The 26,645-nt window shown below is 58.6% G+C and carries 22 protein-coding genes and 1 tRNA gene; 16 read left to right on the forward strand and 7 right to left on the reverse strand.

Going from position 1 to position 26,645, the window contains the following annotated elements; all coding sequences use genetic code 11:
* The first annotated feature begins 56 nt into the window (after positions 1-56).
* A tRNA-Gln gene (locus tag ACXPUX_RS06735) sits at positions 57-130 on the forward strand.
* Positions 131-170: 40 nt separating this feature from the next.
* Here ACXPUX_RS06735 and ACXPUX_RS06740 read toward each other — a convergent pair.
* A complete protein-coding gene (locus tag ACXPUX_RS06740) occupies positions 171-872 on the reverse strand; it encodes a GntR family transcriptional regulator (RefSeq protein ID WP_458830993.1) in 702 nt (233 codons plus the stop codon).
* A 381-nt stretch (positions 873-1,253) separates the two neighbouring features.
* Here ACXPUX_RS06740 and ACXPUX_RS06745 point away from each other — a divergent pair, with 381 nt between their 5' ends.
* The 5 genes from ACXPUX_RS06745 to ACXPUX_RS06765 all read left to right on the forward strand — a co-directional run bounded on the left by ACXPUX_RS06745 (position 1,254) and on the right by ACXPUX_RS06765 (position 6,468).
* A complete protein-coding gene (locus tag ACXPUX_RS06745; protein WP_458830995.1) occupies positions 1,254-2,348 on the forward strand; it encodes a TRAP transporter substrate-binding protein in 1,095 nt (364 codons plus the stop codon).
* Between the two features lie 171 nt (positions 2,349-2,519).
* Positions 2,520-2,975 carry a TRAP transporter small permease gene (locus tag ACXPUX_RS06750; protein WP_117553912.1) on the forward strand — a complete coding sequence of 152 codons (456 nt, stop codon included), beginning with the start codon at positions 2,520-2,522 and terminating at the stop codon, positions 2,973-2,975.
* 21 nt (positions 2,976-2,996) lie between these two features.
* Positions 2,997-4,289 carry a TRAP transporter large permease gene (locus ACXPUX_RS06755; protein WP_458830997.1) on the forward strand — a complete coding sequence of 431 codons (1,293 nt, stop codon included), beginning with the start codon at positions 2,997-2,999 and terminating at the stop codon, positions 4,287-4,289.
* 84 nt (positions 4,290-4,373) lie between these two features.
* Positions 4,374-5,171 (forward strand): HpcH/HpaI aldolase family protein, encoded by a 798-nt coding sequence (locus ACXPUX_RS06760; RefSeq protein ID WP_117553914.1) that lies wholly within the window; start codon positions 4,374-4,376, stop codon positions 5,169-5,171.
* A gap of 484 nt (positions 5,172-5,655) precedes the next feature.
* Complete coding sequence (locus ACXPUX_RS06765) at positions 5,656-6,468, forward strand: AAC(3) family N-acetyltransferase (protein ID WP_458830999.1); 813 nt, start codon at positions 5,656-5,658, stop codon at positions 6,466-6,468.
* A 131-nt stretch (positions 6,469-6,599) separates the two neighbouring features.
* On the opposite strand, the gene ACXPUX_RS06770 is transcribed toward ACXPUX_RS06765, so the two are convergent.
* Complete coding sequence (locus ACXPUX_RS06770) at positions 6,600-7,532, reverse strand: AraC family transcriptional regulator (protein WP_458831000.1); 933 nt, start codon at positions 7,530-7,532, stop codon at positions 6,600-6,602.
* Between the two features lie 269 nt (positions 7,533-7,801).
* Between ACXPUX_RS06770 and ACXPUX_RS06775 the strand changes: the two genes are divergently transcribed.
* Positions 7,802-8,056: a hypothetical protein gene (locus ACXPUX_RS06775; RefSeq protein ID WP_249240466.1), complete on the forward strand. Its 255-nt coding sequence runs from the start codon at positions 7,802-7,804 to the stop codon at positions 8,054-8,056.
* 162 nt (positions 8,057-8,218) lie between these two features.
* On the opposite strand, the gene ACXPUX_RS06780 is transcribed toward ACXPUX_RS06775, so the two are convergent.
* A complete protein-coding gene (locus ACXPUX_RS06780) occupies positions 8,219-10,072 on the reverse strand; it encodes a bifunctional metallophosphatase/5'-nucleotidase (RefSeq protein WP_458831002.1) in 1,854 nt (617 codons plus the stop codon).
* 244 nt (positions 10,073-10,316) lie between these two features.
* On the opposite strand from ACXPUX_RS06780, the gene ACXPUX_RS06785 reads away from it, so the two are divergent.
* The 4 genes from ACXPUX_RS06785 to ACXPUX_RS06800 all read left to right on the forward strand — a co-directional run bounded on the left by ACXPUX_RS06785 (position 10,317) and on the right by ACXPUX_RS06800 (position 12,412).
* Entirely contained in the window at positions 10,317-10,955 is a 639-nt protein-coding gene (locus tag ACXPUX_RS06785; protein ID WP_458831004.1) for a hypothetical protein, read from the forward strand.
* A gap of 417 nt (positions 10,956-11,372) precedes the next feature.
* Positions 11,373-11,528, forward strand: a complete 156-nt coding sequence (locus ACXPUX_RS06790) for a hypothetical protein (RefSeq protein ID WP_458831006.1) — start codon at positions 11,373-11,375, stop codon at positions 11,526-11,528.
* A 112-nt stretch (positions 11,529-11,640) separates the two neighbouring features.
* A complete protein-coding gene (locus tag ACXPUX_RS06795; protein ID WP_458831008.1) occupies positions 11,641-12,252 on the forward strand; it encodes a TraX family protein in 612 nt (203 codons plus the stop codon).
* Positions 12,218-12,412, forward strand: coding sequence for a TraX family protein (locus ACXPUX_RS06800; protein WP_458831010.1), 195 nt, complete (start codon positions 12,218-12,220; stop codon positions 12,410-12,412). The genes ACXPUX_RS06795 and ACXPUX_RS06800 overlap by 35 nt, the downstream gene beginning before the upstream one ends.
* Positions 12,413-12,589: 177 nt before the next feature.
* On the opposite strand, the gene ACXPUX_RS06805 is transcribed toward ACXPUX_RS06800, so the two are convergent.
* Positions 12,590-12,808, reverse strand: a complete 219-nt coding sequence (locus ACXPUX_RS06805) for a hypothetical protein (protein ID WP_458831012.1) — start codon at positions 12,806-12,808, stop codon at positions 12,590-12,592.
* A 15-nt stretch (positions 12,809-12,823) separates the two neighbouring features.
* Here ACXPUX_RS06805 and ACXPUX_RS06810 point away from each other — a divergent pair, with 15 nt between their 5' ends.
* The 5 genes from ACXPUX_RS06810 (at position 12,824) to ACXPUX_RS06830 (ending at position 21,999) form a co-directional block, all read left to right on the forward strand.
* The gene (locus ACXPUX_RS06810; protein ID WP_458831014.1) at positions 12,824-15,799 is read left to right on the forward strand and encodes an acyl-CoA dehydratase activase; all 2,976 of its coding nucleotides are present in this window, start codon (positions 12,824-12,826) and stop codon (positions 15,797-15,799) included.
* Positions 15,800-15,889: 90 nt separating this feature from the next.
* Positions 15,890-17,206 (forward strand): 2-hydroxyglutaryl-CoA dehydratase, encoded by a 1,317-nt coding sequence (locus tag ACXPUX_RS06815; protein WP_458831016.1) that lies wholly within the window; start codon positions 15,890-15,892, stop codon positions 17,204-17,206.
* An 82-nt stretch (positions 17,207-17,288) separates the two neighbouring features.
* Entirely contained in the window at positions 17,289-18,194 is a 906-nt protein-coding gene (locus ACXPUX_RS06820) for a hypothetical protein (protein WP_458831018.1), read from the forward strand.
* Positions 18,195-18,367: 173 nt separating this feature from the next.
* Entirely contained in the window at positions 18,368-20,950 is a 2,583-nt protein-coding gene (locus tag ACXPUX_RS06825) for an NYN domain-containing protein (protein ID WP_458831020.1), read from the forward strand.
* 149 nt (positions 20,951-21,099) lie between these two features.
* The gene (locus tag ACXPUX_RS06830) at positions 21,100-21,999 is read left to right on the forward strand and encodes an NAD(P)H-hydrate dehydratase (RefSeq protein ID WP_458831022.1); all 900 of its coding nucleotides are present in this window, start codon (positions 21,100-21,102) and stop codon (positions 21,997-21,999) included.
* 131 nt (positions 22,000-22,130) lie between these two features.
* On the opposite strand, the gene ACXPUX_RS06835 is transcribed toward ACXPUX_RS06830, so the two are convergent.
* Genes ACXPUX_RS06835 through polA form a run of 3 tightly spaced genes read right to left on the reverse strand, consistent with a single transcriptional unit; the run spans position 22,131 to position 26,470 of the window.
* On the reverse strand, positions 22,131-22,865 hold the full coding sequence (locus ACXPUX_RS06835; protein WP_458831024.1) for a nitroreductase family protein: 735 nt from the start codon (positions 22,863-22,865) through the stop codon (positions 22,131-22,133).
* Positions 22,866-22,887: 22 nt separating this feature from the next.
* On the reverse strand, positions 22,888-23,895 hold the full coding sequence (gene tsaD, locus ACXPUX_RS06840) for a tRNA (adenosine(37)-N6)-threonylcarbamoyltransferase complex transferase subunit TsaD (RefSeq protein WP_015536801.1): 1,008 nt from the start codon (positions 23,893-23,895) through the stop codon (positions 22,888-22,890).
* A 1-nt stretch (position 23,896) separates the two neighbouring features.
* Complete coding sequence (polA, locus tag ACXPUX_RS06845; RefSeq protein ID WP_458831027.1) at positions 23,897-26,470, reverse strand: DNA polymerase I; 2,574 nt, start codon at positions 26,468-26,470, stop codon at positions 23,897-23,899.
* Positions 26,471-26,645 lie beyond the last annotated feature (175 nt).

Raw genomic sequence — 26,645 nt, forward strand, 5'->3', positions numbered from 1 at the left:
AAATGTGGCGCACCTCTTGTGGAACAGCGGAAAATATGCTATACTATTTTGCATGATGCGCCATCGCCAAGCGGTAAGGCAGGGGACTTTGACTCCCCCATCGTAGGTTCGACTCCTGCTGGCGCAACCAGAAGAAGGCCGCTGCACAGTTTCTTGTGCAGCGGCCTTCTTTATTTTTTGTTCTCCGGCAGCTTGAAGTAGCCGCGGTATTCGTCCGAGTAGATCTTGCTGCCCATGCGGCTCACGCCGCCGTACAGGTGGGTGCGCATCAGCGGCTCGATGGCGTCCAGATCCTTCTCCCGCAGAATGCGCAGCATCTCGGTGTGCTCGCTGACAACGCTGGATACGTTGCGCGCGCCCACGATGTCCAGACGGATAAAGCGGGAATAGTCTGCCTGCGGGCGGGTCATCTGTTCCCAAAGGTACTCCTTGCTGGTTTTGCGGAACCAGTACTCGTGCATGGCAAGGTCACAGCTGAGAAAGTGGTTGAAATCAAAGTTTTCCGGGTCGCTGCGCCCCGCAGCGGCTTCCAGCAGCATATTATAAAGGTGTTCCACCGCAAGGATCTCCATGGGCGAGCAGCTCTGCACAAAATCCCGGAACACCATGCCCTCCACCGCAACACGCTGGAAGATGAGCTGATCCACCACGCCGATGTCGATGGCGGTGACGATGGTGCCCTTGCAGGGGATGATCTGCACAAAGCGGTTCTGCTCCAGCCGCTGCAAAACGCTGCGGATAGGGGTGCGGGAAACACCGAACCGCTTGCACAGCTGGTTTTCGCTCAGAGCTTCTCCGGGCAAAATCTTCAATGCGCAGATCTCGTCCTCAAGAATATGATAGAGCTCATCCGTGTGCTGTAATGTAGCCATAGTCGTTCTCCATTTATCCGGTAAATTAAGCTTATTATCATTGTACCGTTCCGGCAGCGGAATGTCAATGCTTGAATAGAAGTTTATGACAAATCTTGTATACAGGAAATTGCAATCGAGCAAAACGCGGATCTTGCAGCAATGAAACTGGTATATTAGACGAAAACACCAGAAAGAAGTTGAATAAATGCTGAAAAAAAGGTGAATATTGTGCTAAATGCACAAAGAAACCTCAATAAGTTCAGTGAATATTGCTCTTGTGAAATATGTATTTTTTGTTACGATAGCAGCACGAAGTAAACGCTGTATACAGGTTGACCGGCAAAGAGACAAGCACGAGGCAGTTTCCCGGCGGCCTGACACAAGTTGGAGGACAATCGTATGAAAAAGATCTCTCGTCGCAGCTTTCTGAAGGTATCCGGCGCAGTGGCCGCAGCAGGTGCAATGGCAGCCTGCGGTGGTTCTGCCTCTTCCACCACCACCGCAGCACCTGCAGCCAGCTCCGCAGCCAGCTCTGCAGCCGGCGGTGAAGACAAGTTTGCCTCTCTGGGCAGCTTTACCATGACCGTGGGTCATGCACAGCCCGAGGGCAACCCCCGCTTTGTCTCCATGGAAAAGTTTGCCGAGGATGTGGCTGCTGCTACCAACGGCCATGTGAAGATCGAAGTTTACGGCAACGGCCAGCTGGGCACCGAGAAGGAGATGCTGGAGCAGGTGGTCGCAGGAACCATTCAGGGTATGCGCGGCGGCCAGTTCGACTTCAGCCCCCGCCTGCTGATGTTCACCCTGCCCTTCCTGACCAACACCCGCGCACAGGTCACCGCTCTGCTGCAAAGCGAGCTGGCACAGAAGGTGTGCGCTGAGGCCGAGGGTGAGACCGGCACCGTCATCATCAACCTGTGCGATGCAGGCGGCTACCGTCAGTTTTCCAACTCCAAGCACCCCATCAAGGCTCCCGCAGACCTGAAGGGCCTGAAGATGCGCACCAACGGCATGAAGACCATCGACATGACCTTCCAGGCCATGGGCGCTACCACCACCACCATCCCGTACTCTGACCTGTACATGGGCCTCAAGACCAGCGTTGCCGATGGTCAGGAGAACCCGTGGGTCAACGTGGAAGGCATGAAGTTCTACGAAGTGCAGAAGTACTTCACCGAAGTGAACTACCAGTTCCATCCGGACCCCTTCTATGTGAACGCTGCATGGTGGAACGCTCTGCCGGAGGAGTTCCGCGATGCCATCACCGAGTGCGCTACCGCTATGGGTGAGTACAACGACCAGCTGATCGACCAGAACTCCAGCGCTGCAAAGCAGACCATCGTGGACTACGGCTGCGAGGTCTACGAGCCCTCTGCCGATGAGCTGAAGGCCTTCCAGACTGCTGTGCAGTCCGTGTACGACCAGTGTGTCACCGAGGGCATCTGCACCGCCGATGAGATCAAGGAGATGCAGGATATCGTCGCAAAGGCATAACCGCTTGCGCGTATATCGTTTTTATTGAGGCACGGGGGCAGCCTTCGGGCTGCCCTTTCTCAATGATAAACCACCCACAACATTACAGGAAAGGGGCTGAGCACAATAGAAGCGCTCAAAAAATTCGGGAAAAAGCTGTTTGATCTGTACTTTTTCATCGGGATCGTCGCTATGGCACTGCTTGCCGCGCTGGTCATTTTTACGGTCATTGCGCGCTACTGCTTCTCCCTGAGCTGGAAGCAGCTGGCAGAGTTCAACACCACCCTGTTTGCCTTTACCACCTTCTGGGGCATGGGCATCAACGTCATCAAGGATGAGCACGTCATGATCGACATTATCTACGACGGTGTCAAGCCCGCCCGCAAGCGCTGGCTGGCCATCATCAACTACCTCATCGTACTGGCCGTGGATCTGGTATTCACCTATCAGGGCTTCAAGTACGTTGGCGTTGCAGGCAAGCAGATCAGTCAGGGCATGGAGATCCCCATGATGTATATGTACGGCATCATGCCGGTTTGCGGCATCATTTGCGCCATCTGCGTCGTGATCAAGATCATCACCCTGTACAAGGCTGACATTTCCTTTTTTGCGCCCAAAAACAAGGCGCTGACCAAGGAAGACGCATAAGGGAAAGGAGAGAAAATACTTATGGCAATGCTCATCCTTCTGGTGCTGCTGATCTTCTTTGCTGCGCTGGGCGTGCCGCTGGCCTTTGCAATCGGCGCTTCCTGCGTGAGCTATATTCTGATCTACGCACCCAACTTTATCGCCATGCTGCCGCAGCGCGTGTGGAACGGCGCTTACAGCGAGCTGATGATCGCCATGCCGCTGTTCATGCTGGCCGGTGAGCTGATGAATACCGGCGGTATCACCCAGCGCATCATCAACTTCTGCATGGAGCTGCTGCGCCCGGTGCGCGGCGGTCTGGGCGAAGTGAACATCGTGGCCTCCATGATCTTCGGCGGAATCTCCGGTTCCTCTGTGGCAGATACCTCTGCTCTGGGCTCCATCCTGATCCCCGCCATGGAAAAGGAGGGCTATCCTCCGGAGGCTTCTGCGGGCATCACTGTTGCTTCCTCCACCATGGGCATGATCATCCCGCCCTCTACCCCCATGATCGTTTACTCCATGATCTCCGGCGCATCCGTGGGTGCACTGTTCATGGCAGGCGCCGTGCCCGGCATCCTGATCGGTCTGACTCAGCTGGTCCTCGTGTACATCATCAGTGCAAAGAATGGCTGGCACCCGGCAAAGGCCAAGTTTGACGCAAAGCGCGCCGCCAAGAGCCTGCTGAGCGGCATCCCCGCCCTGATCATGCCGGTGTTCATCATCATCTGCGTTTCCTTTGGCGTCTGCACCGCCTCCGAGAGCGCCGGTGTGGCCGTGCTGTACTCCATTCTGGTGGGCTTCTTCGTTTACAAGGAGCTGACCTGGAAGGGTGTCTGGGAAGCACTGAAAAAGACCCTGATCTCCTCCTCCTCCATCATGCTCATCATCGGCTTTACCACCATCTTCACATGGGTGCTCACCATGCAGAAAGTGCCGCAGACCGTGGGCGCATTCTTCATGTCCCTCAACCTGCCCGCATGGGCCATTGCACTGATCTTTGACGTGCTGATCCTGATGATCGGTACCTTCATCGACGTCAGCCCCGCCATCCTGTTGCTGACCCCCATTCTGCTGCCGGTCATGCAGCAGTACGGCTTCTCTCCGCTGCAGTTCGGCGCTATGATGATCACCGGCCTTGCCATCGGTCTGGTCACGCCTCCTGTTGGCATGTGCCTGAACGCCTGCAACAAGATCAACCGTATGCCCATTATCGAGATCTTCAAGGGCGCTGCACCTTATGTCATCTGCAACGTCATCGTGCTGATCTCTATCAGCCTGTGGGGCCCGCTGACCACCGCCCTGCCGCAGCTGCTGGGTTACAGCATTTTCTAAGCATAGGTCTGTACGCAGCCGCACCCGCCGCAAAGCGGGTGCGGTTTATAATAGGAACCCGAGAAAAAAGAGAAGGTGTAAGAATTGACTCTGAAGGAAAAGATGAAAAAGGGCCCGGTTTTCGGTATGGCATGCTTTACCGGCACTACCTGCGTGATCGAAAACATTGCTATGTCCGGTCTGGATTTTATCTATCTGGATCTGGAGCACACCAACTATATGCTGGATGAAGCATTCGAAAAGCAGATCATGGCTGCGAAACTGCATGATATTTCGGTGCTGGTGCGCATGGCAGACGACAACGAGGTAGCCATCCGTAAGGTGTTGGAATGGGGCGCAGACGGCGTTGTGATCCCCCACTGCAAGACGGCCGAAATGGCGCGCCGCAGCGTGGAGGGCGCAAAGTTTGCACCGCTGGGCCGTCGCGGCGGCGAGACCAATGTGCGCGCCGCCGGTTTTGGCTACCACAACTTTGACTGGAACGCCTACATTGAGCAGCAGAACCGGGATACGTTGGTCATCCCCATGGACGAGGACTTTGAGTTTACCGATAACATCGACGAAATCCTTGACGTGCCCGGCATTGATGCCGTCAACTTCGGACCCATCGACTACGCTGTTTCCAAGCAGCTGAAAATCGGCTACTCCATGGGCGAGGAGGTCCACGAGGCCTACAAGACGCTGGTGGCAAAGTGCCGCGCCAAGGGTCTGGGCGTTCTGGGCCCGGTGGTGCCTCCCACGCAGGAGAACCTGAAGCAGGCCATCGCAGACGGTTACAACATGATCATCCTCGGCAATGATATGTGGCACTTCCAGAAGGCTCTGAAGGAGCTTGTGAACGATCAGGTCGCACCGGTGCGCAAGGAACTGCTGGGCGAGTAACTGCTGACCACTGAAAAAGCTGAAAGGCACATACCCCCGCAGATGCGGCAGGGTATGTGCCTTTTTGCGTGTCGACACATTGTTCAGAAGTCCCCCTATGACCTACAGGGTTTTGAACAATGTGCAGCAACGGTGCATAAACACGCAGATTTGTGTGCTTTTTGCACACTGCACTTAAATTATAGAACGTGGATACGCTTACTTTTCACATTGTTCAAAATGATGCTTCAGGATACAGCCGGAGCTTGAACAATGTGGGCGGCTATGCGCAGAAAACTGCGGGCCTTTCTCCACATTGTTCAAGTTGAACAATGTGAAATTCTATCGTAACTTCGTATCTTTTTTCACATTGTTCAAAATTGAAAAGTTGTAATAGAGTTCTGCACTATTTTTGCGCATCGCTGGGGCGCTGCTGCGGGCTTGCTTTGCCGCACAAAAGGCGGTAAACTGGAAGTAAACAAAACGCCCGAAAAGGAGAAACGATATGGCATATACAAAGGCTGACCTCAAGCGCGAACTTGCCGCGATGGGGCTGACAGGGAACGAGACCATCCTGATTCATTCCTCCATGAGATCCATCGGCCCGGTGGAGGGCGGCGCAGACACAGTTCTGGACGCATTGATGGAGTTTTTTGCAGAGGGCTTGCTGCTGCTGCCCACCCACACATGGCGGTTCATCAACGAGGAGAACCGGGTGTTCGATGTGCGCCGCAGCCCGTGCTGTGTGGGCATCCTGCCGGAGCTGTTCCGGCAGCGCCCCGGCGTGGTGCGCTCGCTGCACCCCACCCACAGCATGGCGGCTTACGGCAAGGGGGCGGCTGCTTACATAGAAGGGGAGTTGAACGCCAACACTCCCTGCACCCCCGGCGGCTGCTACGACCGGCTGCGGGCAGCCCACGGCAAGGTGCTATTGCTGGGGGTCACCCACGCCCGCAACACTTTTATCCATAGCGTGGAGGAGGTGCTGAACGTGCCGAACCGCCTGACCGACAAGCCCATGCAGATGACCGTGGTGGACGAAGCCGGGGCGCAGCACAACGTCTATATGCGCCGCCACTACAATGCGCAGCAGCCGCATATCTCGGAGGATTTCGTCAAGCTGGAGCAGGCGTATCTGGACTGCGGTGCAGCAAAAAACACGAAATTTGGCGATGCAGCTTGCGTTTTGTGCGACGCCGAGGGACTTTTCAAGGTCACCCGCCACGTTCTTGCCCCGAACCCCGAAGCCTTTGTCACCGAGGCGGTCATCCCGCCGGAGCGCTGGCAAGGCCTTTGCACCGGTAAAACCGGCGGTTGAACCGGCGCGCCTTCTTCTGCGTTGGACGATTGAAAATGGTCTCCGCTTGCGCTTTGGCCATGATTCAAGGAATTGCATTAAAATCAGAGGGACAGAAATGCCTGCGGGCATTTCTGTCCCTCTTTTTCATGTTAGCAGAAGCGGATGCGGTACTCCCGGGGGGTGCAGTGCTTGATCTCCCGGAAGGTCTTGATAAAGTAGCTGGCGTCCGAAAAGCCGCATTCCAGCCCTACCTCGCCGGTCTTGAGCCGGGTGGAGCGCAGCAGCTCGGCGGCTTTTTCCACCCGGAACTGTTTGACGTACTGGATGGGCGTGATGCCCAGAAACTGCCGGAAACTGCGCAGACAGGCGCTTTCACTCAGGGCTACGCAGCCAGCCAGCTTTTCCACGGTCAGCTCCTCGGCGTAGTGCTCCTCTACATAGCGGAGCATCTGCTTCATCCGCTCCGAGGCGATCTGCTCCTGCTCCGATACCTTCACCTTGCCGCTGACGCATTGGGTAATGAGCAGCCGCAGCGCGGCGGTAAGGTGGTAGCGCACCCGGTTCTCATAGTCAAAGGGCTCGTCTGCCACGCCCTTCCACGCCTCCCGCAGGCAGAGCAGCACCTGCCGCTGCCATGGCACGGCTTCGTCCAGTAAAAAGAAGGGCGGCGTGCCGGGCTGCAAAAGCGGGCGGATGAGCTTTTGCCAGAATACGGTGTCCATGCCGCCGACAAGCCTGGGCTGGAATACGCCGGAGTGCAGCAGTGCTCTGCCCTCGGCAGGCTCTACCGCGTGCAGTGCCCCGGAGCTGATGAACACCCCCTGCCCGGTCTGCAGGGTCAGGCGGGTCTTGTTCACATCCACATGGATAGGCCCAAGCGCCGCCAGAATGAACTCAAATTCCTCGTGCCAGTGCCACGCCACCGAGTAGCAGGAAAGATCCTCGGCATAGCAGGCGATAGGGAACAGCGGGCTGCCGTGCTGGGTCTGTTCCCGCCCGGCGGCATCGGCCACCACGGCGGTAGCGCTGGAAAGCCCCACCCGGCCGCTTGTATAGGATGCACAGCTTGTCTGATATGCCATATTTACCAATTCCTTTCCGCAATACTTTGAATGTTTTTTATCAATGCCGGTTTTGTTGCATATACTATGCGGTTCTGTTCTATAATTTGCGATTATTTTGTGGTATTATCCTATCAGAGCTTCCAAGCTCAGTATAGCACCAAGGCAGCCGGGACGCAAGCTGTGCAAGCATTTCCCCTGCCGGGCAAAACCGCTATTCTCCCGCCGCCAGTCCAAAGAGGACCGGACGGCAAGTGTAACATAAACCATTTCATCAAGGAGGTATTCCTATGCTTCGTATCGAGTATTTTGATAAGGAACGTTTCATGCGCCAGCTTTCTGCCAGCCACGGCAGCGTGCTGCTGCATCTGGACAACGGCAAGACCTGCGACCTGAAAAAGGACGCTACCGCACGCTCCATGCTGCAGATGATGGACACTGCCCCCAAGAAGGGCTTTGACCTCACCGTGACCGACCCCGCCGACGTGACCGGCTTCCTGCGCTATATGCTGGAGGCAGGCCGCACCGAGCGCGTGGCCGGCTGAGTAATGCCAATCTCTTATCCCAATAAGTGTCACAGCAAAAGCAAAACGCCCGTCCCGGTCATGCCGGGGCGGGCGTTTTGCCTGTTATTTACAGCGTGCGCTCGGCAAAAAGCGCCGCCTGTCTGTTACTATAATCTGTCCGGAAACGGAGCGGGCTACAGATCACTTCAGGGTAAAGAACATCTTTACGCGGTTCCAATTGCGGAGCGCGCTGTTACTCTTGTCGTTCAGGATCTCCTGCACTTCGGGGTCGTTCAGGTTCAGGCTCTTGCTGTAGGGGGTATCGATGATGCCCTTGTTGATCAGTGCGATCAGAGTAGCACGGTCCGGGTTGTCCTCCTGCAGGTCCACGCCCACGATCTTCCAGTTGTTATCCACCTCGGGAGCAACGGGAGAGTGCTCGGCAAAGTAAGCTACGATCATATCGCGGATGGAGTTGGAGGACTCCCACTCCTTCTTGCCGGCCACCAGTCCCTGACTCTTCAGGGCAGAGGAGTAGCGGTAGTTGTTCACAGCCAGAGTCAGGGTCTGGTCATCGCGCAGCGGCTCGCCGTGGAACATAACGTTCTTGATGCGCTGGCCCTTGGGCTGGCTCAGGTCGATCTCGTAGTCCACACCGGCAAACATATCGTACAGGTAGCCGGGGTACTCGGGGTCGAAAGAGATGTTGATATCGCCGGGCACCCACTGGTTGTAGCACTCGACAGACCACTCCATGTAGGCCTTCAGCTCTGCACCGGTCACGGGTACGCGGTACAGGGTGTTATCAAACTTATAAATGTTGAAGATGTTGCCGTAGTTGATATCGCCCTTGGGCAGGTCGCTGGTGTCCTTGAACAGGGCGGCGGCAGAAACGTCTGCGCCGGAGTTTGCCAGCTGCACCTTGTTGATCAGGTCCATAACGGCGGTGTCGCGCAGCTTGCCCTCCGGCAGACCGGCGATCTCATTCTTGGGCTGGAACTTTGCGGTGGTAGAGCCCAGAGAAGCACCCTTTTCGCCCTTTTCACCGGTACCGCCGGTGATAAAGTTGCGGGTGGCCTGATGTGCCTCGGCAATCACGGGGTTGGAGCGCAGCTCCTCGCTGGGGGTAACGCCGGTCATGTCTACAACGTCCACAGAGGAGGCGATGATCTTTTTGTTAGCATCCAGCGTCAGGTCAAAACGGGCAATATCGCGGCCGCTGCTGCGCACGCCGCCAATCACTACGTTGCCCTGTTTCTGCTTGACGACAGTGTGCAGGTGCGCGACCTGCAGCACGTCCACCTCGGGGTTGTCGTCCAGAATCTTCTGTGCAGAGTCGGAGCCGTGCTCCTCGTCAAATTCTGCGTACAGGCCCATGTGCGCGGAGACCACGATGATGTCAGCCTGCTTGCCGATGGCCTTGATGGCCTCCTTCACGGCAGTGTTGGCAGCCTCGTAGGTGCACTCCTCAATGCCCTCCTTGCCGCCGTCCCAGATGGGCACATCGGGGGTATCCACGCCGATGACAGCGATCTTCACACCGTCGCGCTCCACGATGGTCCAGCCTGCGCCGGTCACAAAGTTGCCATCGGCATCCTTGATGTTGGCAGCCAGCACCGGGAAGTTAGCCTGTGCAATGATCTTGCGCAGGGTGGGCACGCCCCAGTTGAACTCGTGGTTGCCCAGCGTCATGGCGTCGTAGCCCATAATGTTCATGGCGGTGATCACGGGGTGGGGAGAATCCGGCTTTTTGTTGTAGATATCGTCGGTCATGATGGTGCCCTGAATATCATCGCCGGCATCCAGCAGCACAACGTTCTTTTCCTCGGCACGCACCTGCTGGATGTAGGTGTACAGACGTGCCATACCGTTGTTACTGGTTTCCTTGTCATCCTCGTAGCTGAAACCCCAGGGGTTCGCGTGCATATCCGAGGTGCCAAGGATGGTGATGTGGGTCTCCTTTGCGGGTGCGGCAAACGCAGCAGCCGGGACAAGGCTGACTGCCAGTGCAGCTGCCAGAACGCCGGAGGCCAGCTTGCGGAGCAGTTTTCTCATGTGATTTACCTCTTTTCTTCTTTTATTTTCCGGGGTGAAACCTGTCCTCAGTATACATACAAATTTCGCACATTACAAGTGTTTTGCCACTTTTCTGTGTATTTTGGAAAAAAGTTTTGTGTATTTCGGGTAAAAAGGCACAGAGCTGCCGCCTGTTCCGCAGGCGGGCGACCGATATTTGGCTTGCGCGGGCGGGCAGTCTATGGTAAGCTGAAAGCAGAAAAGCAAGACGGAGGGAACGACTATGAACCTGAAGGAAGCATTCCGTTACCAGAACAAGCTCCAGTCCCTGCTGGACGAGGCACAGGGCATTCTGGACTGCGACGCCAACGTGACCAAGGTAGCCAACACCTATCTGCGCCATAAGGTGATGCCCGAAGCCGAGGACGAGACCGTTATGGACGTGGCACAGACCGAATATGCAGAGCAGATCACCGACGTTGCCCGGTTCATGCTCTACCTGCTGGAGGAGAAGAGCCGCCTGTTTGCCGCCATCCGCAAGGCAAAGGATGCGCTGGACATGGATATGGACAGCGAGGTCAGCCTGAACGCCGCGCGCCAGAGCATTGCCCGCACCTTCAAGCGGATGAACGACCTGCGCAGCTCCGAGCAGCTGCTCTCCGGCGGGGGCACGGGCTACCGCTTCAACGCTGAGGGCAACCAGATCTCCTACTGCTGCGATGTGAAGCGGGTGACCACCATCAACTACGACCGCAAGGTCATCCATGCCGCGCTAGGTAAGCTGAACCGGCAGGCAGACGAGACTTCCAACCGGCTGGACCTCTGCCTTGTGACCTCCAAGGTGGACTACACTGTCCCCTTTGATGTAAATGTCAGCTTTGCCGAAGCCTTTGAGACCTATCTGGAAAACGTCAAAAACTAAATGAGCGCTCCACCGGCTATTTTGGGTGCGGCAAGCGCCGGGTGCACAGCTGCCGGTTCAGGTGCAGATGAACTATAAGGCTGCACATTTCCGCAAGGAAGTTTTGGTACGGCTCACCTTACGAGCCAGCATAATATGAAAAAATCTTGCGTTCGGCTTTTCCGCCACCGCCAGACGCTTTTTCGCCAAAACCGTCCCTTGCTTTTTCCCGCATTCCTGCTTTTGCGCTTACATCTCCATGGGCAGGCAGGCAAGCCACCCTTCATGAATTTGCCCCGCAGACTGCTGCGGGCACACGCTTTCTGCGTGCCGGGTGGGCGCTCTGCGCCCCTTTGCACGCGGAGTAAAATGGCAGCCGCCCCTGCGCTTGCCGTATCCAAAATAGCCGGTGAAAAACCAAAACCGGAGGGATAAGCCATGAAAAAATGGAATCTATTTTATCTCAGCGGACTGCTGTCTTTTCTTACTGCGATGTTGAATTTTATCACTGCGAAAAATCGCTCCACGGCGGTGATGTGGCTCTGCCTTGGCTCGACCTTTCTATGTCTGGGTGTTTCACAGCAGAAAAAATAAAGCGGTAAGCCAGCCCCGGCGGGAAAAGATCTGCTGGGGCTGCAATTTTTTGCGGGGGTCGTTCGTATTCCAGACAGAACAACGAAATTTCGACAAAAAACGAGGTATGCGTATGTCAACCAAACCGATCCATTCCACTGCTGCGACCCGCTTTGACCTGAGCGCAGCGGTCCTTCATATCCTTGCCATGATGCTGATGCTGATGGACCACCTGTGGGCGACGCTGCTGCCCGCGCAGGAATGGCTGACCTGTGCCGGGCGGGTGGCGTTTCCCATCTTTGCCTTTATGGCGGTGGAGGGCTATTTCCACACTCATGACCTGAAAAAATACACCCTGCGTCTGCTGCTGTTTGCCCTGCTTTCGGAAGTGCCCTTCGATTTGATGTACGGCGGCACATGGTTCTACCCGGTGCACCAGAATGTTATCTGGACGCTGCTGCTGGGCATTCTGGGCATCCATCTGATGGAAACCGTGCGCAAAAAGCAGAAAACAGCGCTGTACCTGCTGGTCTCCGCCCTTGTGGTGGTGGCAGGCGCGGTGCTGGGCACGCTGGGCATGGCGGACTACTACGGCGCAGGGGTGCTGACCGTGTTCATCTTCTACTTTTTTGCACGGGCGCAAGTGGTGGTGTCTGCTGGGGCAGCTGGCAGCACTGTACTGGGTCAATGTGGAGCTGCTGGGCGGGCTGATGTACCCCATTCAGCTCTTCGGCATGGACTTTGAGCTTTGCCAGCAGGGGCTGGCGCTGCTGGCACTGGTGCCCATCTGGCTGTACCGCGGGCGGCAGGGCTGCCACAGCAAACCTTTCCAGTACACCTGCTACGCCTTTTACCCCGTGCACATGCTGCTGCTGGCGCTGGTGCTGAATTTCGTGAACCGGTAAGGAAAACGGAGCGCTCCAAAGGCATTTTTACGCGTGGGATCGTAGGGAGAGCTCCCGCTCGAAATAACCAGAGCACACGCGGAAACCATTCAAAATGTCCCGCCGGTACAAGGCCGCTGCACAAACTCTGTGCGGCGGCTTTTTTGCGGGGGAAAAAGACACTTGTTCACAAAAAGTTCAGCCTTTTGAGCAAAAAATACTATTTTTTTCGTGTAAAATAGACAACACGGATTGAATGCCGCCCGCAATTGGATTATAATAATAATGTATGCAAAAACGAATTTGCTGCATTTTTTGCTGCGCTTGCTGCTTAAAAAATGCGTAGCTGCGCAATGCGGGCTGCTGAAAAGAGAAAGCTGCCGTTGCACATCTTTGCTGCAAACGGCTGTTTGCCATGGCAGCCGGGGCGGTATGCTCCGGTTATTTGTCCTTAGGAGGGAAAACAAGGTGAGAGTAGGTCTTGACATCGGCAGTACCACTATCAAGTGTGTGGTGCTGGGCGAGCATGATGAACTGCTGTATTCTACATACGAACGACATTATAGCCATATTCTGGAAAAGGCGCAGGAGCTGCTGCGGCGCATTGATGCCGAGCAGCTGCATGGCAGCAAAGCGTTGCTCAGCATCTCCGGCTCTGCCGGTATGGGCTTGGCGGACAGCTGTGGCGTGCCCTTTGTGCAGGAGGTGTTCTCCACCCGCGTGGCGGTCAAGCGCTTTATGCCAAAGACCGATTGCGTCATTGAGCTGGGCGGCGAGGATGCCAAGATCCTGTTTTTGACCAACGGCACCGAGGTGCGCATGAACGGCAGCTGTGCCGGCGGCACCGGTGCTTTCATCGACCAGATGGCTACCCTGCTGAAGATGAGCGCCGATGAAATGAACAAGGCTGCAGAGCAGGCGCAGCGTACCTATACCATCGCTTCCCGCTGCGGCGTGTTTGCAAAAAGTGACGTGCAGCCGCTGATCAATCAGGGTGCCCGCACAGAGGATATCGCCGCCAGCATCTATAAGGCAGTGGTCAACCAGACCATAGCCGGTCTGGCACAGGGACGCCCCATCAAGGGCAATATCCTTTATCTGGGCGGCCCGCTCACCTTCAGCACCGTGCTGCGCAAGAGTTTTGACGAGGCGCTGAACGTGACCGGCACCTGCCCGGAAAACAGCCTGCTGTATGTGGCGCTGGGCGCTGCCCTGTATGCCGACAAGGAGTTTGTGCTCACCGAGGTGGCCGCTGCGCTGGACAAGTACGCCGCCACTGCTACCTATGCCAGCGAGCCGCCGCTGTTCGCCAGCAAAGAGGAGTATGAGGCTTTCCACGCACGGCACATGTCCCACAGCGTGCCCCGCGTGGCCTTCAGCGCCCACTGCGGGCCGGTGCATATCGGCATCGACTCCGGTTCTACCACCGTCAAGCTGGTGGTGGTGGACGAAAAGAGCCAGATCTTGTACACCAACTATCAGCCCAACCTTGGCAATCCGCTGCCCCTCATCCGGGAGCAGCTGCTCAAGATCTACAAAGAGCACCCGGGGCTGCAGGTAGCCAGCGTCACCACCACCGGCTACGGCGAGGAACTGGTGAAGAACGCCTTCCGCTGCGATTACGGTCTGGTGGAAACGGTGGCACATTTTACCGCCGCCAAGTACTTTATGCCGGACGTGGATTTCATCATTGATATCGGCGGACAGGACATGAAGTGCTTCAAGATCGAGGATGGCGCCATCAGCAACATCTTCCTGAACGAAGCCTGCTCCTCCGGCTGCGGCAGCTTTTTGCAGACCTTTGCGCAGGCGCTGGGCTATGATGTCAAGGAGTTTGCCGCACTGGGCCTGTTCGCAGACCGCCCGGTGGACTTGGGCAGCCGCTGCACCGTGTTCATGAACAGTTCAGTCAAACAGGCACAGAAGGACGGTGCCAGCATCGAGAATATCTCTGCAGGTCTGTCCATCAGCGTGGTCAAGAACGCGCTGTACAAGGTGATCCGCGCCTCCAGCCCGGAAGAGCTGGGCCGCAAGATCGTGGTGCAGGGCGGTACCTTCTATAATGAAGCGGTGCTTCGCGCCTTTGAAAAGGAGATGGGCGTGGAGGTCATCCGACCGGACATTGCCGGTCTGATGGGCGCTTACGGCGCTGCCTTGTACGGCCTGCGCCAGAGCCATAAAAACAACCAGACCACCTCTGCCATGATGAACGAGCAGGAACTGGAAAAGTTTGCACAGCAGGTGGTCAGCGTCAAGTGCGGCGGCTGCGGCAACCATTGCCAGCTGACCGTCAACACCTTTGCCGATGGCCGCAAGTTTATCTCCGGCAACCGCTGCGACAAGCCTGTTACCGGCAAAAGTGAGGACAACAGCCTGAACCTGTACGCCTACAAGCAGCAGCTGCTGGCCAGCTATAAGCCTGTGCCCGGCAAGCGCGGCTCCATCGGCATCCCGCTGTGTCTGGGCTTCTACGAGCTGCTGCCCTTCTGGCACGCTTTCTGGACGAGCCTTGGCTTTGCGGTGCACACCAGCCCGGTGTCCACCCGCGGGCTGTATCTGGCCGGGCAGGCTACCATCCCCAGCGATACCGCCTGCTTCCCGGCAAAGTTGAGCCATGGCCATATCAAGGCGCTGAGCCAGATGCAGCTGGACGCCATCTTCTACCCCTGCCTGACCTACAATGTGGACGAGGGACTGGGCGACAACCACTATAACTGCCCGGTGGTGGCCTACTACCCGGAGGTTCTGGCAGGCAACTGCCCGGAGCTGGAGGGCAAAAAGTTCATCTATGATTATGTGGGCATCCACCGCCCGAAGGACTTTGTGCACAAGATGGCAAAAGAGGTGCTGCCCAAGTACTTCGGCGGCATCTCCGAGCGGGAGGTGCAGGCCGCAGCCGATGCCGCTTACGCGGAGTACGAGGCACACATGGCTAAGATTCGGGTAAAGGGCAGCGAGATCATCGATGAGGCGCGCCGTCAGGGCAAGCGCATCATCGTGCTGGCAGGCCGCCCCTACCATGTGGACCCGGAGGTCAACCACGGCATCGACCGCCTGATCACCCGCCACGGGGCTGCGGTGGTCACCGAGGACAGCATCTCTAACCGGGTGCAGAAGTTCCCCACCAGTGTGCTGAACCAGTGGACCTACCACAGCCGCCTGTATGCTGCCGCCAAGTACTGCACCACCCAGAAGGATATGGATCTGGTGCAGCTGGTGTCCTTCGGCTGCGGCGTGGATGCCATTACCACCGACGAGACCCGCGAGATTTTGCAGCGGGGCAATAAGCTGTACACCCAGCTGAAGATCGATGAGATCACGAACCTCGGTGCCGTGAACATCCGTCTGCGCAGCCTGTTTGCCGCTCTGGACGAGCGGGACGAGGCTGCCGCAGAAAAGGCAGAATAAAAGAAACCCTGAGATAGGCGCAAAGACTTCCCCCGGCGGGGGGAAGCTTTTGCGGGGACTATCTTATTTAGAGCAACATAGGAGGAACCTATGGAATATCATTATCCCAAATTTACCCCGGAGATGAAAAAGACCCACACCATCCTCATCCCCAACATGGCTGTTACCCAGTTCCGGCTCATGGAGTACGCACTGCGCTGCGAAGGCTATCAGTGTGAGCTGCTGGGCAACTGCGGCAGTGCCGTGGCACAGCTGGGGCTGAAGTATGTGCATAACGATACCTGCTACCCGGCGCTGCTGGTCATCGGCCAGTTTCTGGACGCGCTGAACAGCGGCAAGTATGATCTGGAGCACACCGCCCTGCTGATCACCCAGACCGGCGGCGGCTGCCGCGCCTCCAACTACATCCATCTGCTGCGCAAGGCGCTGGTCAAGGCCGGTTATCCGCAGATCCCGGTGGCAAGCCTGAACTTTTCTGGTCTGGAAAAGGACAGCGGCTTCCAGATGACCCTCCCGCTGGCACGCAAGTGCATCGCCTGCATCTTCTACGGCGATATGCTGTGTGCGCTGCGCAATCAGGTGACCCCCTACGAGAATGAAAAGGGTGCGGCTGACCGCATGGTGGATCGCTGGATCGCCCGTCTTGGCCGTGCCTTGCTGGCCGGAAAAGGTTTTACTTCCCGGGAAATGAAGCACACCTTCCCGCTCATCGCAAAGGAATTTGCCACCATCCCGGTCACCCGGGTGCCCAAGGTCAAGGTGGGTGTTGTGGGCGAGATCTACGTCAAATACAGCCCGCTGGGCAACAATGACCTGCAAAAGTTTTTGGAAAGTCAGGACTGCGAGGTGAACTTCCCCGGTCTGATGGGCTTTGTGCAGTACTGCGCCTTCAACATGGGCGAGGATCATGTGCTGTACGGCGGCAAGCTGGCTGTAAAGGTGGGCACGGATCAGTTCCTCAACTGGCTGGACAGCGTGGAGCGCGTCATGCTCAAGGCAGAGACGGACGCCGGGTTCTATGCACCGGGCCCCTTCAAGGAGCTGGTGGAAAAGCCCAAGGGGGTCATCTCGCTGGGCGCAAAAATGGGTGAGGGCTGGCTGCTGACCGCCGAAATGATCGAGCTGGTGCAGGGCGGCTACGGCAACATCGTGTGTGCGCAGCCCTTTGGCTGCCTGCCCAACCACATCGTGGGCAAGGGCATGGTGAACAAGATCCGTGCGCTGTACCCCAGCGCCAACATCACCCCCATCGACTACGACCCCAGCGCTACCCGGGTCAATCAGGAAAACCGCATCAAGCTGATGCTGGCTGTGGCAAAGGAGCGGCTGAACGCCCCCGCAGAAGCCCGGCCGCTTACGGCAGAGCAGCTTGCCGGGGGTGCCCCTCAGGTCGGTGCTACCGTGTAACAGAAGCAATACGATAAAAACAGGGGAGCCGCTGCACGGCATTTTTACGCAGCAGCTCCCTTTTTGCAGGAAAGGAACCGCCATGGAAAAGCCCGCAGCTGCCTGTTATCATCTGCCCGGACTGTTCGAGTTTTACGAGCTGTACCGCCGGTTTTTGCCGCTGTACCGGGAACACCGGGAATATTTTTACGATTGGTGCGTCATCGGCTCTATCTACGGTGCCCCGGCGGGCTGCATCTGGGGCGGGGGACGCATCTCCTGCGGCGGGGCTACTGCGCGCGAGGTGCTGGCGCTGCTGCGGGAATACGGTATTTCCGGGCGGCTGACCTTCAGTAACTCCCTGCTGCGGGCTGAGCACCTTGCCGACCCGCAGTGCAACGCCCTGTGTGAGCAGTTTGCAAAAGGCGGCAGTGTGCCAAACGGCGTCATCGTCCATTCCGACCTGCTGGCGGACTATCTGCGGCAGCGCTGGCCGGAGCTGTATCTGGTGTCCTCCACCACCAAGGTGCTCACCGAGTTTGCGGAGCTGCGGCAGGAATTGGCAAAGCCGCAGTTCCGGTATGTGGTGCCGGATTTCCGGCTGAACCCGGCACTGGAACAGCTGCGCACCCTGCCGCCGGAGCAAAAGGAGAAGGTGGAGTTTTTGTGCAACGAGTGCTGCTGGTTCGGCTGCACCGAGCGCAAGCACTGCTACGAGACGGTCAGCCGCCAGAATCTGGGCGAGGACTGCCCGGACCACCGCTGCGCCGCCCCGGATGCCGCCGGGGGCTACCGCTTTTCCAAGGCGATGCGCAGCCCCGGATTTATTGGGGTGGAGGACATCTGGCAGCGGTACCTGCCCGCAGGCTTTTCCCAGTTCAAGATAGAGGGCAGGGGACTTGGCAGCGCGTTGGTGCTGGAATTTCTGCTTTACTACATGATAAAGCCGGAATACCAGCTGCAGGTGCGGGAAGAAATCTATCTGGACAATATGCTGGACCTTTTTTAAGAAAAACGCACCGGGCAGACCGCTTTCTGCCCGGTGCTGCTTTTTACCGGCGGGATTTGCACCCGAAAACTTTCTTTTCCCTCCAAAGCGTGTTACAATAAACAGGAAATTATTTTTAGAAGCCGTTTTATAAGCGGGTGCGCTACTTATAAAACGGCTTATAGGAGCAGTGCATGGAAACAACGCAAAAACAGATCGTACTGGGCATTCTGGCCCATGTAGACTCCGGCAAGACCACCCTCTCCGAGGCCATGCTCTACCGCACCGGTGCTATCCGCAAGCTGGGGCGGGTGGACCACGGAGACGCCTTTCTGGACACCGACAACTTGGAAAAAGCGCGCGGCATCACCATCTTTTCCAAGCAGGCGCTGCTTACGGCGGGCAATACCGCCATCACCCTGCTGGACACCCCCGGCCATGTGGATTTTTCCACCGAGACCGAGCGCACCTTGCAGGTGCTGGACTACGCCGTGCTGGTGGTCAGCGGAACGGATGGCGTGCAGAGCCATACCGAAACGCTGTGGCGGCTGCTGCGGCGCTACCATGTGCCCACCTTTGTGTTCGTGAATAAGATGAACCTGCCCGGCATGACCCGGGAGCAGCTGCTCACCCAACTGAACCACCGCCTTGGCGAGGGCTTTGTGGATTTTGGCACAGAGCCTGCAGCACGCAACGAGGCACTGGCGCTGTGCGATGAGCAGCTGATGGAAAAAATGCTGGATGCAGGCACTTTGACCGATGCGGACATTATCCCCGCAGTTGCCCGGCGGCACGTTTTTCCGTGCTGGTTCGGTGCAGCGCTGCGGCTGGATGGGGTGGATGTACTTCTGGACGGGCTGGACTGCTACACCCGCCCCGCCCCGGCGCTGCACGCCTTTGGTGCAAGGGTGTTCAAGGTATCACAGGATGAGCAGGGCACCCGCCTGACATGGCTGCGGGTCACCGGCGGGGAGCTGAAGGTAAAGGCTCTGCTCTCCGGCGAAGCAGACGGCGAGCCGTGGGCAGAAAAGGCGAACCAGCTGCGGCTGTACTCCGGCGCAAAGTATACCCTGACCGAGGCCATCGGCCCGGGACAGGTGTGCGCCGTGACCGGCCTGACCCATGCAAAGCCCGGCACCGGGCTTGGGGCGGAGCGGGACAGCGATGTGCCGGTGCTGGAACCGGTGCTCAGCTATCAGGTGCTGCTGCCGGAGGGCGCGGATGTGCACGCCGCGCTGGGCAAGCTGCACCGGCTGGAGGAGGAAGAACCCCAGCTCCATGTGGTGTGGAACGAAAGCTTGGGCGAAATTCATGTGCAGCTGATGGGCGAGGTGCAGCTGGAAGTGCTGCGCAGCCTGCTGGCAGAGCGGTTCGGGCTGGAAGTATCCTTTGGTCCGGGCGGCATTTTGTATAAGGAGACCATCACCGAGCCCATGGAGGGCGTAGGCCACTACGAGCCGCTGCGCCACTATGCCGAGGTGCATCTGCTGCTGGAACCGCTGCCCCGGGGCAGCGGGATGCAGTTTGCCGCCGACTGCCGGGAAGAGGTTCTGGACAAAAACTGGCAGCGGCTGGTGCTGACCCATCTGGAAGAAAAGCAGCATCTTGGCGTTTTGACCGGCGCACCGCTGACCGATGTAAAGATCACTCTGCTCACCGGCAAAGCGCACCTGAAGCACACTGAGGGCGGCGATTTTCGGCAGGCCACCTACCGCGCCGTGCGGCAGGGGCTGATGCTGGCAAAAAGCCAGCTGTTAGAGCCGTGGTATGCCTTCCGGCTGGAAGTGCCGGTGGAGAATATCGGCCGCGCCATGAGTGATATCCAGCGCATGGAGGGCAGCTTTGACCCGCCGGAAAGCGGTGCGGAGACCGCCACCCTGACCGGCTTTGCGCCGGTATCTACCATGCGCAGCTACCCCATGGAGGTGGTCAGCTACACCCGGGGCAGGGGGCATCTGAGCCTGACGCTGGACAGCTATCGCCCCTGCCACAACGCGCAGCAGGTCATTGCAGAGAGCGGCTACCAGCCGGAGCATGATCTGGAAAACCCCGCAGATTCCGTGTTCTGTGCCCATGGTGCTGGCTTTGTGGTGCCGTGGAACGAGGTGCGCAGTCACATGCATGTGGAAAGCGGCTGGGGCAAGGCAAAGCCCGCCCGCCCGGAGGTGCAGGCTGCGCCCCAGCGCCGCGCCATGGCTTACCGCGCCACGCTGGAAGAGGATGCCGAGCTGCTTAAAATTTTTGAGCGCACCTACGGCCCTATCAAGCGGGACCCGCTGGCGGCCTTCCGTCCGGTGCAAAAGACCGAACGCCCGGATTTTGCCGCAGAGCAGTGGGAAATTGCCCCGGAGTATCTGCTGGTGGACGGCTACAACATCATCTTTGCGTGGGACGAGCTGAACGCGCTGTCAAAGGAAAGCTTAGACGCCGCCCGCCATCGGCTGATGGACATTCTGTGCAACTATCAGGGCTACCAGAAATGCGTGCTCATTCTGGTGTTCGACGCCTACCGCGTGCCCGGAAGCCCCGGCGCCATTGAGCAGTACCACAATATCCATGTGGTCTACACCAAAGAAGCCGAGACCGCCGATATGTTCATCGAGCGGGTCACCCATGAGATCGGCAAGAACCGCCGCGTCCGCGTGGCGACCTCGGACGGCATGGAGCAGGTCATCATCCTTGGCCACGGCGCACTGCGCGTGTCTGCTCGGATGTTCCACGAGGAAGTGCAGAACGTGGAAAAACAGATCCGCGCCCTTGTGCAGGGACAGGCGTAATGCTGCCCCGAAAAAATCCTCTCTTGTTAAAAAGTCGTTTTGGAAAATCCGCAGATTTTTCAAAACGACAAAATATAAAATAATGATTCCGCTGAAGATGCCCAAAGCAACGCGGAGGGCATTTAAAATCGTTCTCTGGAGGTGCACCTATGGCTGTGGAAATTACCGAAGAATTTGTCTGGCAAAGCATCCCGCCCCGTGCCCGGGAGAGCCATAAGGGTACCTTTGGCAGTGTGCTGGAGGTGGCGGGCAGTGCCTTTTATCGGGGCGCTGCCCTGCTGGCAGCCGAGGGCGCACTGCGCACCGGGGCGGGCATCGTTACCCTTGCCAGTGTCGAGCCGGTGGTCAGCGCCGCTGTGACCCGTCTGCCGGAGTGCTGCCTGTGCCCCTGTAAGGAGGGCGCACAAGGCGGCATTGCGCCGGAAAATATGCCGCTGCTCCGGCGGCAGAAGGCTACCGTGCTGCTGCTGGGCCCCGGTCTTGGCAGCACAGCGCAAAGCGCTGCCCGGGCCGCCGAGACCCGCACGCTGGTGCAGCAGCTTCTGCCCGGCTTTGCGGGCGCTGCGGTGCTGGATGCAGACGGTCTGAACGCCGCCGCGCAGCTGCTGGCAGAGGGCAGGCCCTTCCCGCACCCGGCGGGGGAGCTGGTGGTCACCCCGCACCCCGGCGAGATGGCGCGCCTGACCGGGCTTTCGGCGGCAGAACTTGCAGCCGACCGGGAGGGCATCGCCTTGCGATATGCCAAGGCGTGGAATGCCGTGGTGGTGCTGAAGGGTGCACGCACCGTGGTGGCAAGCCCGGACGGGCGGGTGTGCGTGAACCCCACCGGAAATCCGGGGCTTTCCCGGGGCGGCAGCGGGGACGTGCTGGCGGGTATGCTCTCGGCGCTGCTGGCCTGCGGTCTGCACGCCTACCAAGCCGCTGCTTGCGCGGTATATCTGCACGGTGCCGCCGCCGACCGCGCCGCCGCAAAGCGCGGCGAGTACGGGATGCTGCCCCATGATATCCTGCCGGAGCTGGGCGCATTGTTTGCGGAAAACCAGAGATAAACGAGAAAAGCGGCAGCTGCACAAAACGCCGTGCAGCTGCCGCTTTTCATTGCTATAATTTGTGGTTCAGAAACGTCTGCGGACGTTTCTGGACCACTTTTTCACGATAGGGGCGTGGCGGAAAACGGTATTTACCGGAACTGGCCGAGGTATTCCTCCACGGAGCGGGTCATCTCCTTGGAGAAATCGGAGTTATACTTGCGGTTGCAAAAAGCGGTGCACCACTGCTCAAAGGGCGCGTTACCGGCCTTGTAGCCAAAGGTGTCCCGCAGCTCCGCGCCGTCCATGGTGCGGTAGCCGTTTTCGTGCACGATATGCTCCATGGCGCAGCGCTGGGGCTTTACGCGATCCTTCTGCTGCTGGGTGGGCCAGCCGAACACCAGCATTACCGCCGGGAATACATAATCCGGCAGATGCAGCAGACTGCGCTGGGTGTCGCAGTTTTCCATGATATCCCCGATGTAGCACGAGCCGATGCCAAAGCTTTCGGCGGCGACTACGGCGTTCTGGGCAGCAATGGCGGTATCGGTGACTGCCAGCATCAGATCGCCCACACCCGGGGTGCGGGGCGTGCAGCCGACTTCCAGATATGCGTCGTACCACTTTTTGCAGTCGGCGCAGAACACCAGCACCAGCGGCGCTTTGGCAATAAAGGGCTGGTGGTCGCAGCTTTCAGCCAGCGCCTCCTTCAGTGCCGGGTCGGTGATGTCTAAAATGGTATACAGCTGCTGACAGCCCGCAGAGGGTGCCTGTGCGGCAGCTTCCAAAATGGCCTGCTTCATCTCGGCAGGGATGGGCTTTTCTTCATACACCCGCACCGACTTGCGGTCGAACAGGCTTTGCAGGATGGGATTGCGCTCGGTCATGGGAACACCTCCGGTGATGTATTTATTCATAGTCGATGGGCAGGGTGGGCAGGCCGTTCAGCTCCAGCCCGGCGGTGTGCCCGGCAATGTACTGGTAGTAGCCCTGCGCTGCGATCATGGCACCGTTGTCGCCGCAGAACTTCAGCTCCGGCAGGTAGACTTTTGCGCCCAGCTTCTGGGCGCCGTCGTTCACCAGCTGGCGCAGACGGCCGTTGGCAGCGACACCGCCGGCAAGACACACCTGTTTTGCCCCGGTATCGGCAGCGGCAAGCAGCAGCTTTTCGGCCAGAATGCCCGCGATGCGCTCCTGAAAGCTGGCGGCAAGGTCGGGCACGTTCACTTCCTCGCCCTTCATCTGCGCCTTGTTTACCTCGTTGAGCACGGCGGTCTTTAAGCCGGAAAAGCTCACGTTGTATTTGCCCTCCACATGGGGCACCGGCAGGCGGTAGGCCTTGGGGTCACCGGTCTTGGCGGCAGCGGCTACGCTGGGGCCGCCGGGGTAAGGCAGACCCAGCGTGCGGGCCACCTTGTCAAAGGCTTCGCCCGCAGCGTCATCTACGGTATGACCTAAAATGTGGTAGTGGGTGTAGTCCTGCACTTCCACGATGTGGCTGTGCCCGCCGGAAGCCACCAGACACAAAAAGGGCGGCTTGAGTTCCGGGTGGGTCAGGTAGAGCGCGGCAATGTGTCCCCGCAGATGGTGCACCGGCACCAGCGGCTTGCCTGCCGAGTAGGCAAGACCTTTTGCAAAGTTTACGCCCACCAGCACCGCGCCGATGAGCCCCGGCGCAAAGGTGACGGCCACGGCGTCCACGTCCTCCATGGTCTTACCGGCGTCCAGCAGAGCTTTTTTGACCGTAGCACTGATAAATTCGCAATGGCGGCGGCTGGCGATCTCCGGCACAACGCCGCCGTACAGCGCCTGTTCCTTGACGCTGGTGGAGATGACGTTGCTCAGCAGATGCCGTCCATCCTCCACCAGTGCAGCGGCGGTCTCATCACAGGTAGACTCGATTCCGAGAATGATCATTTTAGTGTGCCTCCAGCCAGTTTTTGCCTGCGTGCACATCGGTACTCAGGGGCACCACGTACTGCACGCAGCCTTCCATTTCCTCCCGCAGGATGCGGGCGGCCTGCTCGGCCTCCGCCTCCGGGGCCTCTACGATCAGTTCATCGTGGACGGTCAGGATCAGGCGGCTGGCCAGTTTTTCGTTCCGCAGGCGCTTCCACACCCGCACCATGGCCAGCTTGATCACGTCCGCAGCGGTGCCCTGAATGGGGGTGTTGCGGGCCATGCGCTCGCCGCTGGCGCGCACGTTGAAGTTGGTGCTGGCGAGCTCCGGCAGGGTGCGGCGGCGGCCGAACAGGGTGGACACATAGCCGTTTGCCTTTGCGTCCGCGATGGTCTTGTCCATATAGCCGCTCACGCTGGGGAAGGCTGCCAGATAGTTTTTAAGGAAGGCGTCTGCCTCCTTCACGGTCACGCCGATATCCTTGGAAAGGCTGTACGCGCCCTTGCCGTACATGATGCCGAAGTTGATGGCCTTGGCAGAAGAGCGCAGCCGGGGTGTCACCTCGCTCTGCGGGATGCCGTAAATTTTTGCGGCGGTGCTGCGGTGGATGTCCTCACCGTTCAAAAATGCCTGCTGCATGTGTTCGTCCCCGGTGATGTGCGCCAGAATGCGCAGCTCGATCTGGCTGTAATCCGCGTCCACCAGCACACAGCCCGGCTTTGCGATAAAGTAGGCGCGCAGCTGGCTGCCCAGCTCGGTGCGGATGGGGATGTTCTGCAGGTTGGGATTATCGGAAGAGAGCCGTCCGGTGCGGGCTTCGGTCTGGTTGAAGGTGGAGTGGATGCGCCCGTCCTCGCCGATGACCTTGAGCAGCCCCTCCACATAGGTGGAGTTCAGCTTCTGGTAGGCGCGGTACTGCAAAACGTCCTCCACCAGCGGGTACTCGCGCAGACTTTCCAGCGTTTCGGCGTCGGTAGACCAGCCGCGCTGGGTCTTTTTGCCGTGGGGCAGCCCCATGGTGTCGAACAGCATCTCGCCCAGCTGCTTGGGGCTGTTGGGGTTGAAGGTGGCGCTGCCGGTCTCCATGTGGATGCGGGCCAGCACCTGCTCCAGCTCCTCCCGCAGTTTTACGCCGAACTGCTCGATGCCGTCCTTATCCACCAGCACGCCGGTGCGGGTCATATCGGCCAGCACCTGTGCCAGCGGGAACTCGATCTCGTTGTACAGTGCATCCTCGCCGCAGGCGGTGATCTCGGCCTTCATCCGGGCAAACAGGTCGGCCAGCCGCCCGGCGTCCGGGTAATCGGTGCAGGTAAAGGCGGCAGCGGCCTTGTAGGCGGGGATCAGCTCACTGATCTGGTATTTGGAGGCAGAAGCATCCAGCAGATAAGCCGCCAGCTTGCCGTCCCAGACGATGCTGCTGCCCCAGCCGTCGGCGGCCATGGCCTTGGCGTACAGGGGTGCGGCGTTGAACACATCCAGCGTCACATCGGCATTGTCCAGCAGCCGCACCAGGTCGGCATCCTCCAGCGGGTAGACGGTGGTGTCCTGCACGGCGTACCAGCTTTCCGGCTGCAATACCACGTTCCGGGTGCCCTGCTTGCCGGTAACGGCGGGGCGGGCAGCCACCAGATAGTGTCCGGCGGGGGTCAGGGGCAGGGAAGCGAGCTCAGCCTCAGGCAGGTCTACGGCCTGCTCCTCGGCGGCGGCTTCCGGTGCTACGCCGTCCAGCCCGAACCGGGGGATCAGGGAGTGGATCTCCAACTCCTGCAAAAGCCGCACGGCGGCGGGCTTGTTGCCCTCGCCCACGGTGTAGGAACCCTCGGCGGTGTCGATGGGGGCATCGGTGCGGATGGTGCCCAGCGTGTGGCTCAGCTCAGCCATGGGCTTGTCCTCTAACAAGTGCTCCCGCTGCTTGGGCTTGATGCGCTTGTCGTCAATGTTTTCGTACACGCCCTCCAGCGAGCCGAAAGTCTGCACCAGCGAGAGGGCGGTCTTTTCGCCGATGCCCTTCACGCCGGGGATGTTATCCGAGGTGTCGCCCATCAGGCTCTTCACCTCGATAAGCTGCTTGGGTGCAAGGCCGTATTTTTCCTGAATGGCGTCCTCGTCCATCACCACGGTCTTGCTGCGGCCCATTACGGTGGCAGCCAGCAGCACGGTGGTGGTCTCGCTCACCAGCTGCAGGCTGTCGCGGTCTCCGGTGGCAAGGAAGCAATCGTCCTTGCGGGCGGCGCAGGCAGCAGCCAGCGTGCCCAGAATATCGTCCGCTTCCCAGCCCTCGGCGGTAACGGTGCGGTAGCCAAGGTCTGCCAGCAACTGTTTGAGCACCGGCATCTGCTGTGCCAGCTCCTCGGGCATGGCGTGGCGGGTGGCCTTGTAGCCATCGTACATTTTATGCCGGAAGGTGGGAGCTTTCAGGTCAAAAGCCACGGCCACCTCGTCCGGCTGGCACTCCTTGAGCAGGGAGAGCAGAATGTTCAAAAAGCCATAGATGGCGTTGGTATAACGTCCGTCCTTGGTGGTCAGCAGCTTGATGCCATAAAAAGCGCGGTTGGCAATGCTGTTGCCGTCAATGACCAGTAAACGCATAATGCAGTTCCTCCGTTGCGTAATTTCACATCTTATAGTATAGCACAAAACCGCACCGCGCGGGAGCTTTTTGCGCAAAAAAGAGAATGCTCCGCATTTTATTGTATATTCACGCATGAAAATGGTCTGGTGGAACGCTGACAGGCGTTCCACCAGATCGAAATCATAAATTCCG

The sequence above is a fragment of the Faecalibacterium sp. PGM34 genome (assembly GCF_054456555.1).

Bases quoted from the DNA above. Each gene is read 5' to 3' on its own strand.
- ACXPUX_RS06740 (WP_458830993.1), bottom strand. From the start codon at position 872: ATGGCTACATTACAGCACACGGATGAGCTCTATCATATTCTTGAGGAC.
- ACXPUX_RS06745 (WP_458830995.1), top strand. From the start codon at position 1,254: ATGAAAAAGATCTCTCGTCGCAGCTTTCTGAAGGTATCCGGCGCAGTG.
- ACXPUX_RS06750 (WP_117553912.1), top strand. From the start codon at position 2,520: ATGGCACTGCTTGCCGCGCTGGTCATTTTTACGGTCATTGCGCGCTAC.
- ACXPUX_RS06755 (WP_458830997.1), top strand. From the start codon at position 2,997: ATGGCAATGCTCATCCTTCTGGTGCTGCTGATCTTCTTTGCTGCGCTG.
- ACXPUX_RS06765 (WP_458830999.1), top strand. From the start codon at position 5,656: ATGGCATATACAAAGGCTGACCTCAAGCGCGAACTTGCCGCGATGGGG.
- ACXPUX_RS06770 (WP_458831000.1), bottom strand. From the start codon at position 7,532: ATGGCATATCAGACAAGCTGTGCATCCTATACAAGCGGCCGGGTGGGG.
- ACXPUX_RS06775 (WP_249240466.1), top strand. From the start codon at position 7,802: ATGCTTCGTATCGAGTATTTTGATAAGGAACGTTTCATGCGCCAGCTT.
- ACXPUX_RS06780 (WP_458831002.1), bottom strand. From the start codon at position 10,072: ATGAGAAAACTGCTCCGCAAGCTGGCCTCCGGCGTTCTGGCAGCTGCA.
- ACXPUX_RS06785 (WP_458831004.1), top strand. From the start codon at position 10,317: ATGAACCTGAAGGAAGCATTCCGTTACCAGAACAAGCTCCAGTCCCTG.
- ACXPUX_RS06790 (WP_458831006.1), top strand. From the start codon at position 11,373: ATGAAAAAATGGAATCTATTTTATCTCAGCGGACTGCTGTCTTTTCTT.
- ACXPUX_RS06795 (WP_458831008.1), top strand. From the start codon at position 11,641: ATGTCAACCAAACCGATCCATTCCACTGCTGCGACCCGCTTTGACCTG.
- ACXPUX_RS06800 (WP_458831010.1), top strand. From the start codon at position 12,218: ATGTACCCCATTCAGCTCTTCGGCATGGACTTTGAGCTTTGCCAGCAG.
- ACXPUX_RS06805 (WP_458831012.1), bottom strand. From the start codon at position 12,808: ATGGCAAACAGCCGTTTGCAGCAAAGATGTGCAACGGCAGCTTTCTCT.
- ACXPUX_RS06810 (WP_458831014.1), top strand. From the start codon at position 12,824: ATGCTCCGGTTATTTGTCCTTAGGAGGGAAAACAAGGTGAGAGTAGGT.
- ACXPUX_RS06815 (WP_458831016.1), top strand. From the start codon at position 15,890: ATGGAATATCATTATCCCAAATTTACCCCGGAGATGAAAAAGACCCAC.
- ACXPUX_RS06820 (WP_458831018.1), top strand. From the start codon at position 17,289: ATGGAAAAGCCCGCAGCTGCCTGTTATCATCTGCCCGGACTGTTCGAG.
- ACXPUX_RS06825 (WP_458831020.1), top strand. From the start codon at position 18,368: ATGGAAACAACGCAAAAACAGATCGTACTGGGCATTCTGGCCCATGTA.
- ACXPUX_RS06830 (WP_458831022.1), top strand. From the start codon at position 21,100: ATGGCTGTGGAAATTACCGAAGAATTTGTCTGGCAAAGCATCCCGCCC.
- ACXPUX_RS06835 (WP_458831024.1), bottom strand. From the start codon at position 22,865: ATGACCGAGCGCAATCCCATCCTGCAAAGCCTGTTCGACCGCAAGTCG.
- tsaD (WP_015536801.1), bottom strand. From the start codon at position 23,895: ATGATCATTCTCGGAATCGAGTCTACCTGTGATGAGACCGCCGCTGCA.
- polA (WP_458831027.1), bottom strand. From the start codon at position 26,470: ATGCGTTTACTGGTCATTGACGGCAACAGCATTGCCAACCGCGCTTTT.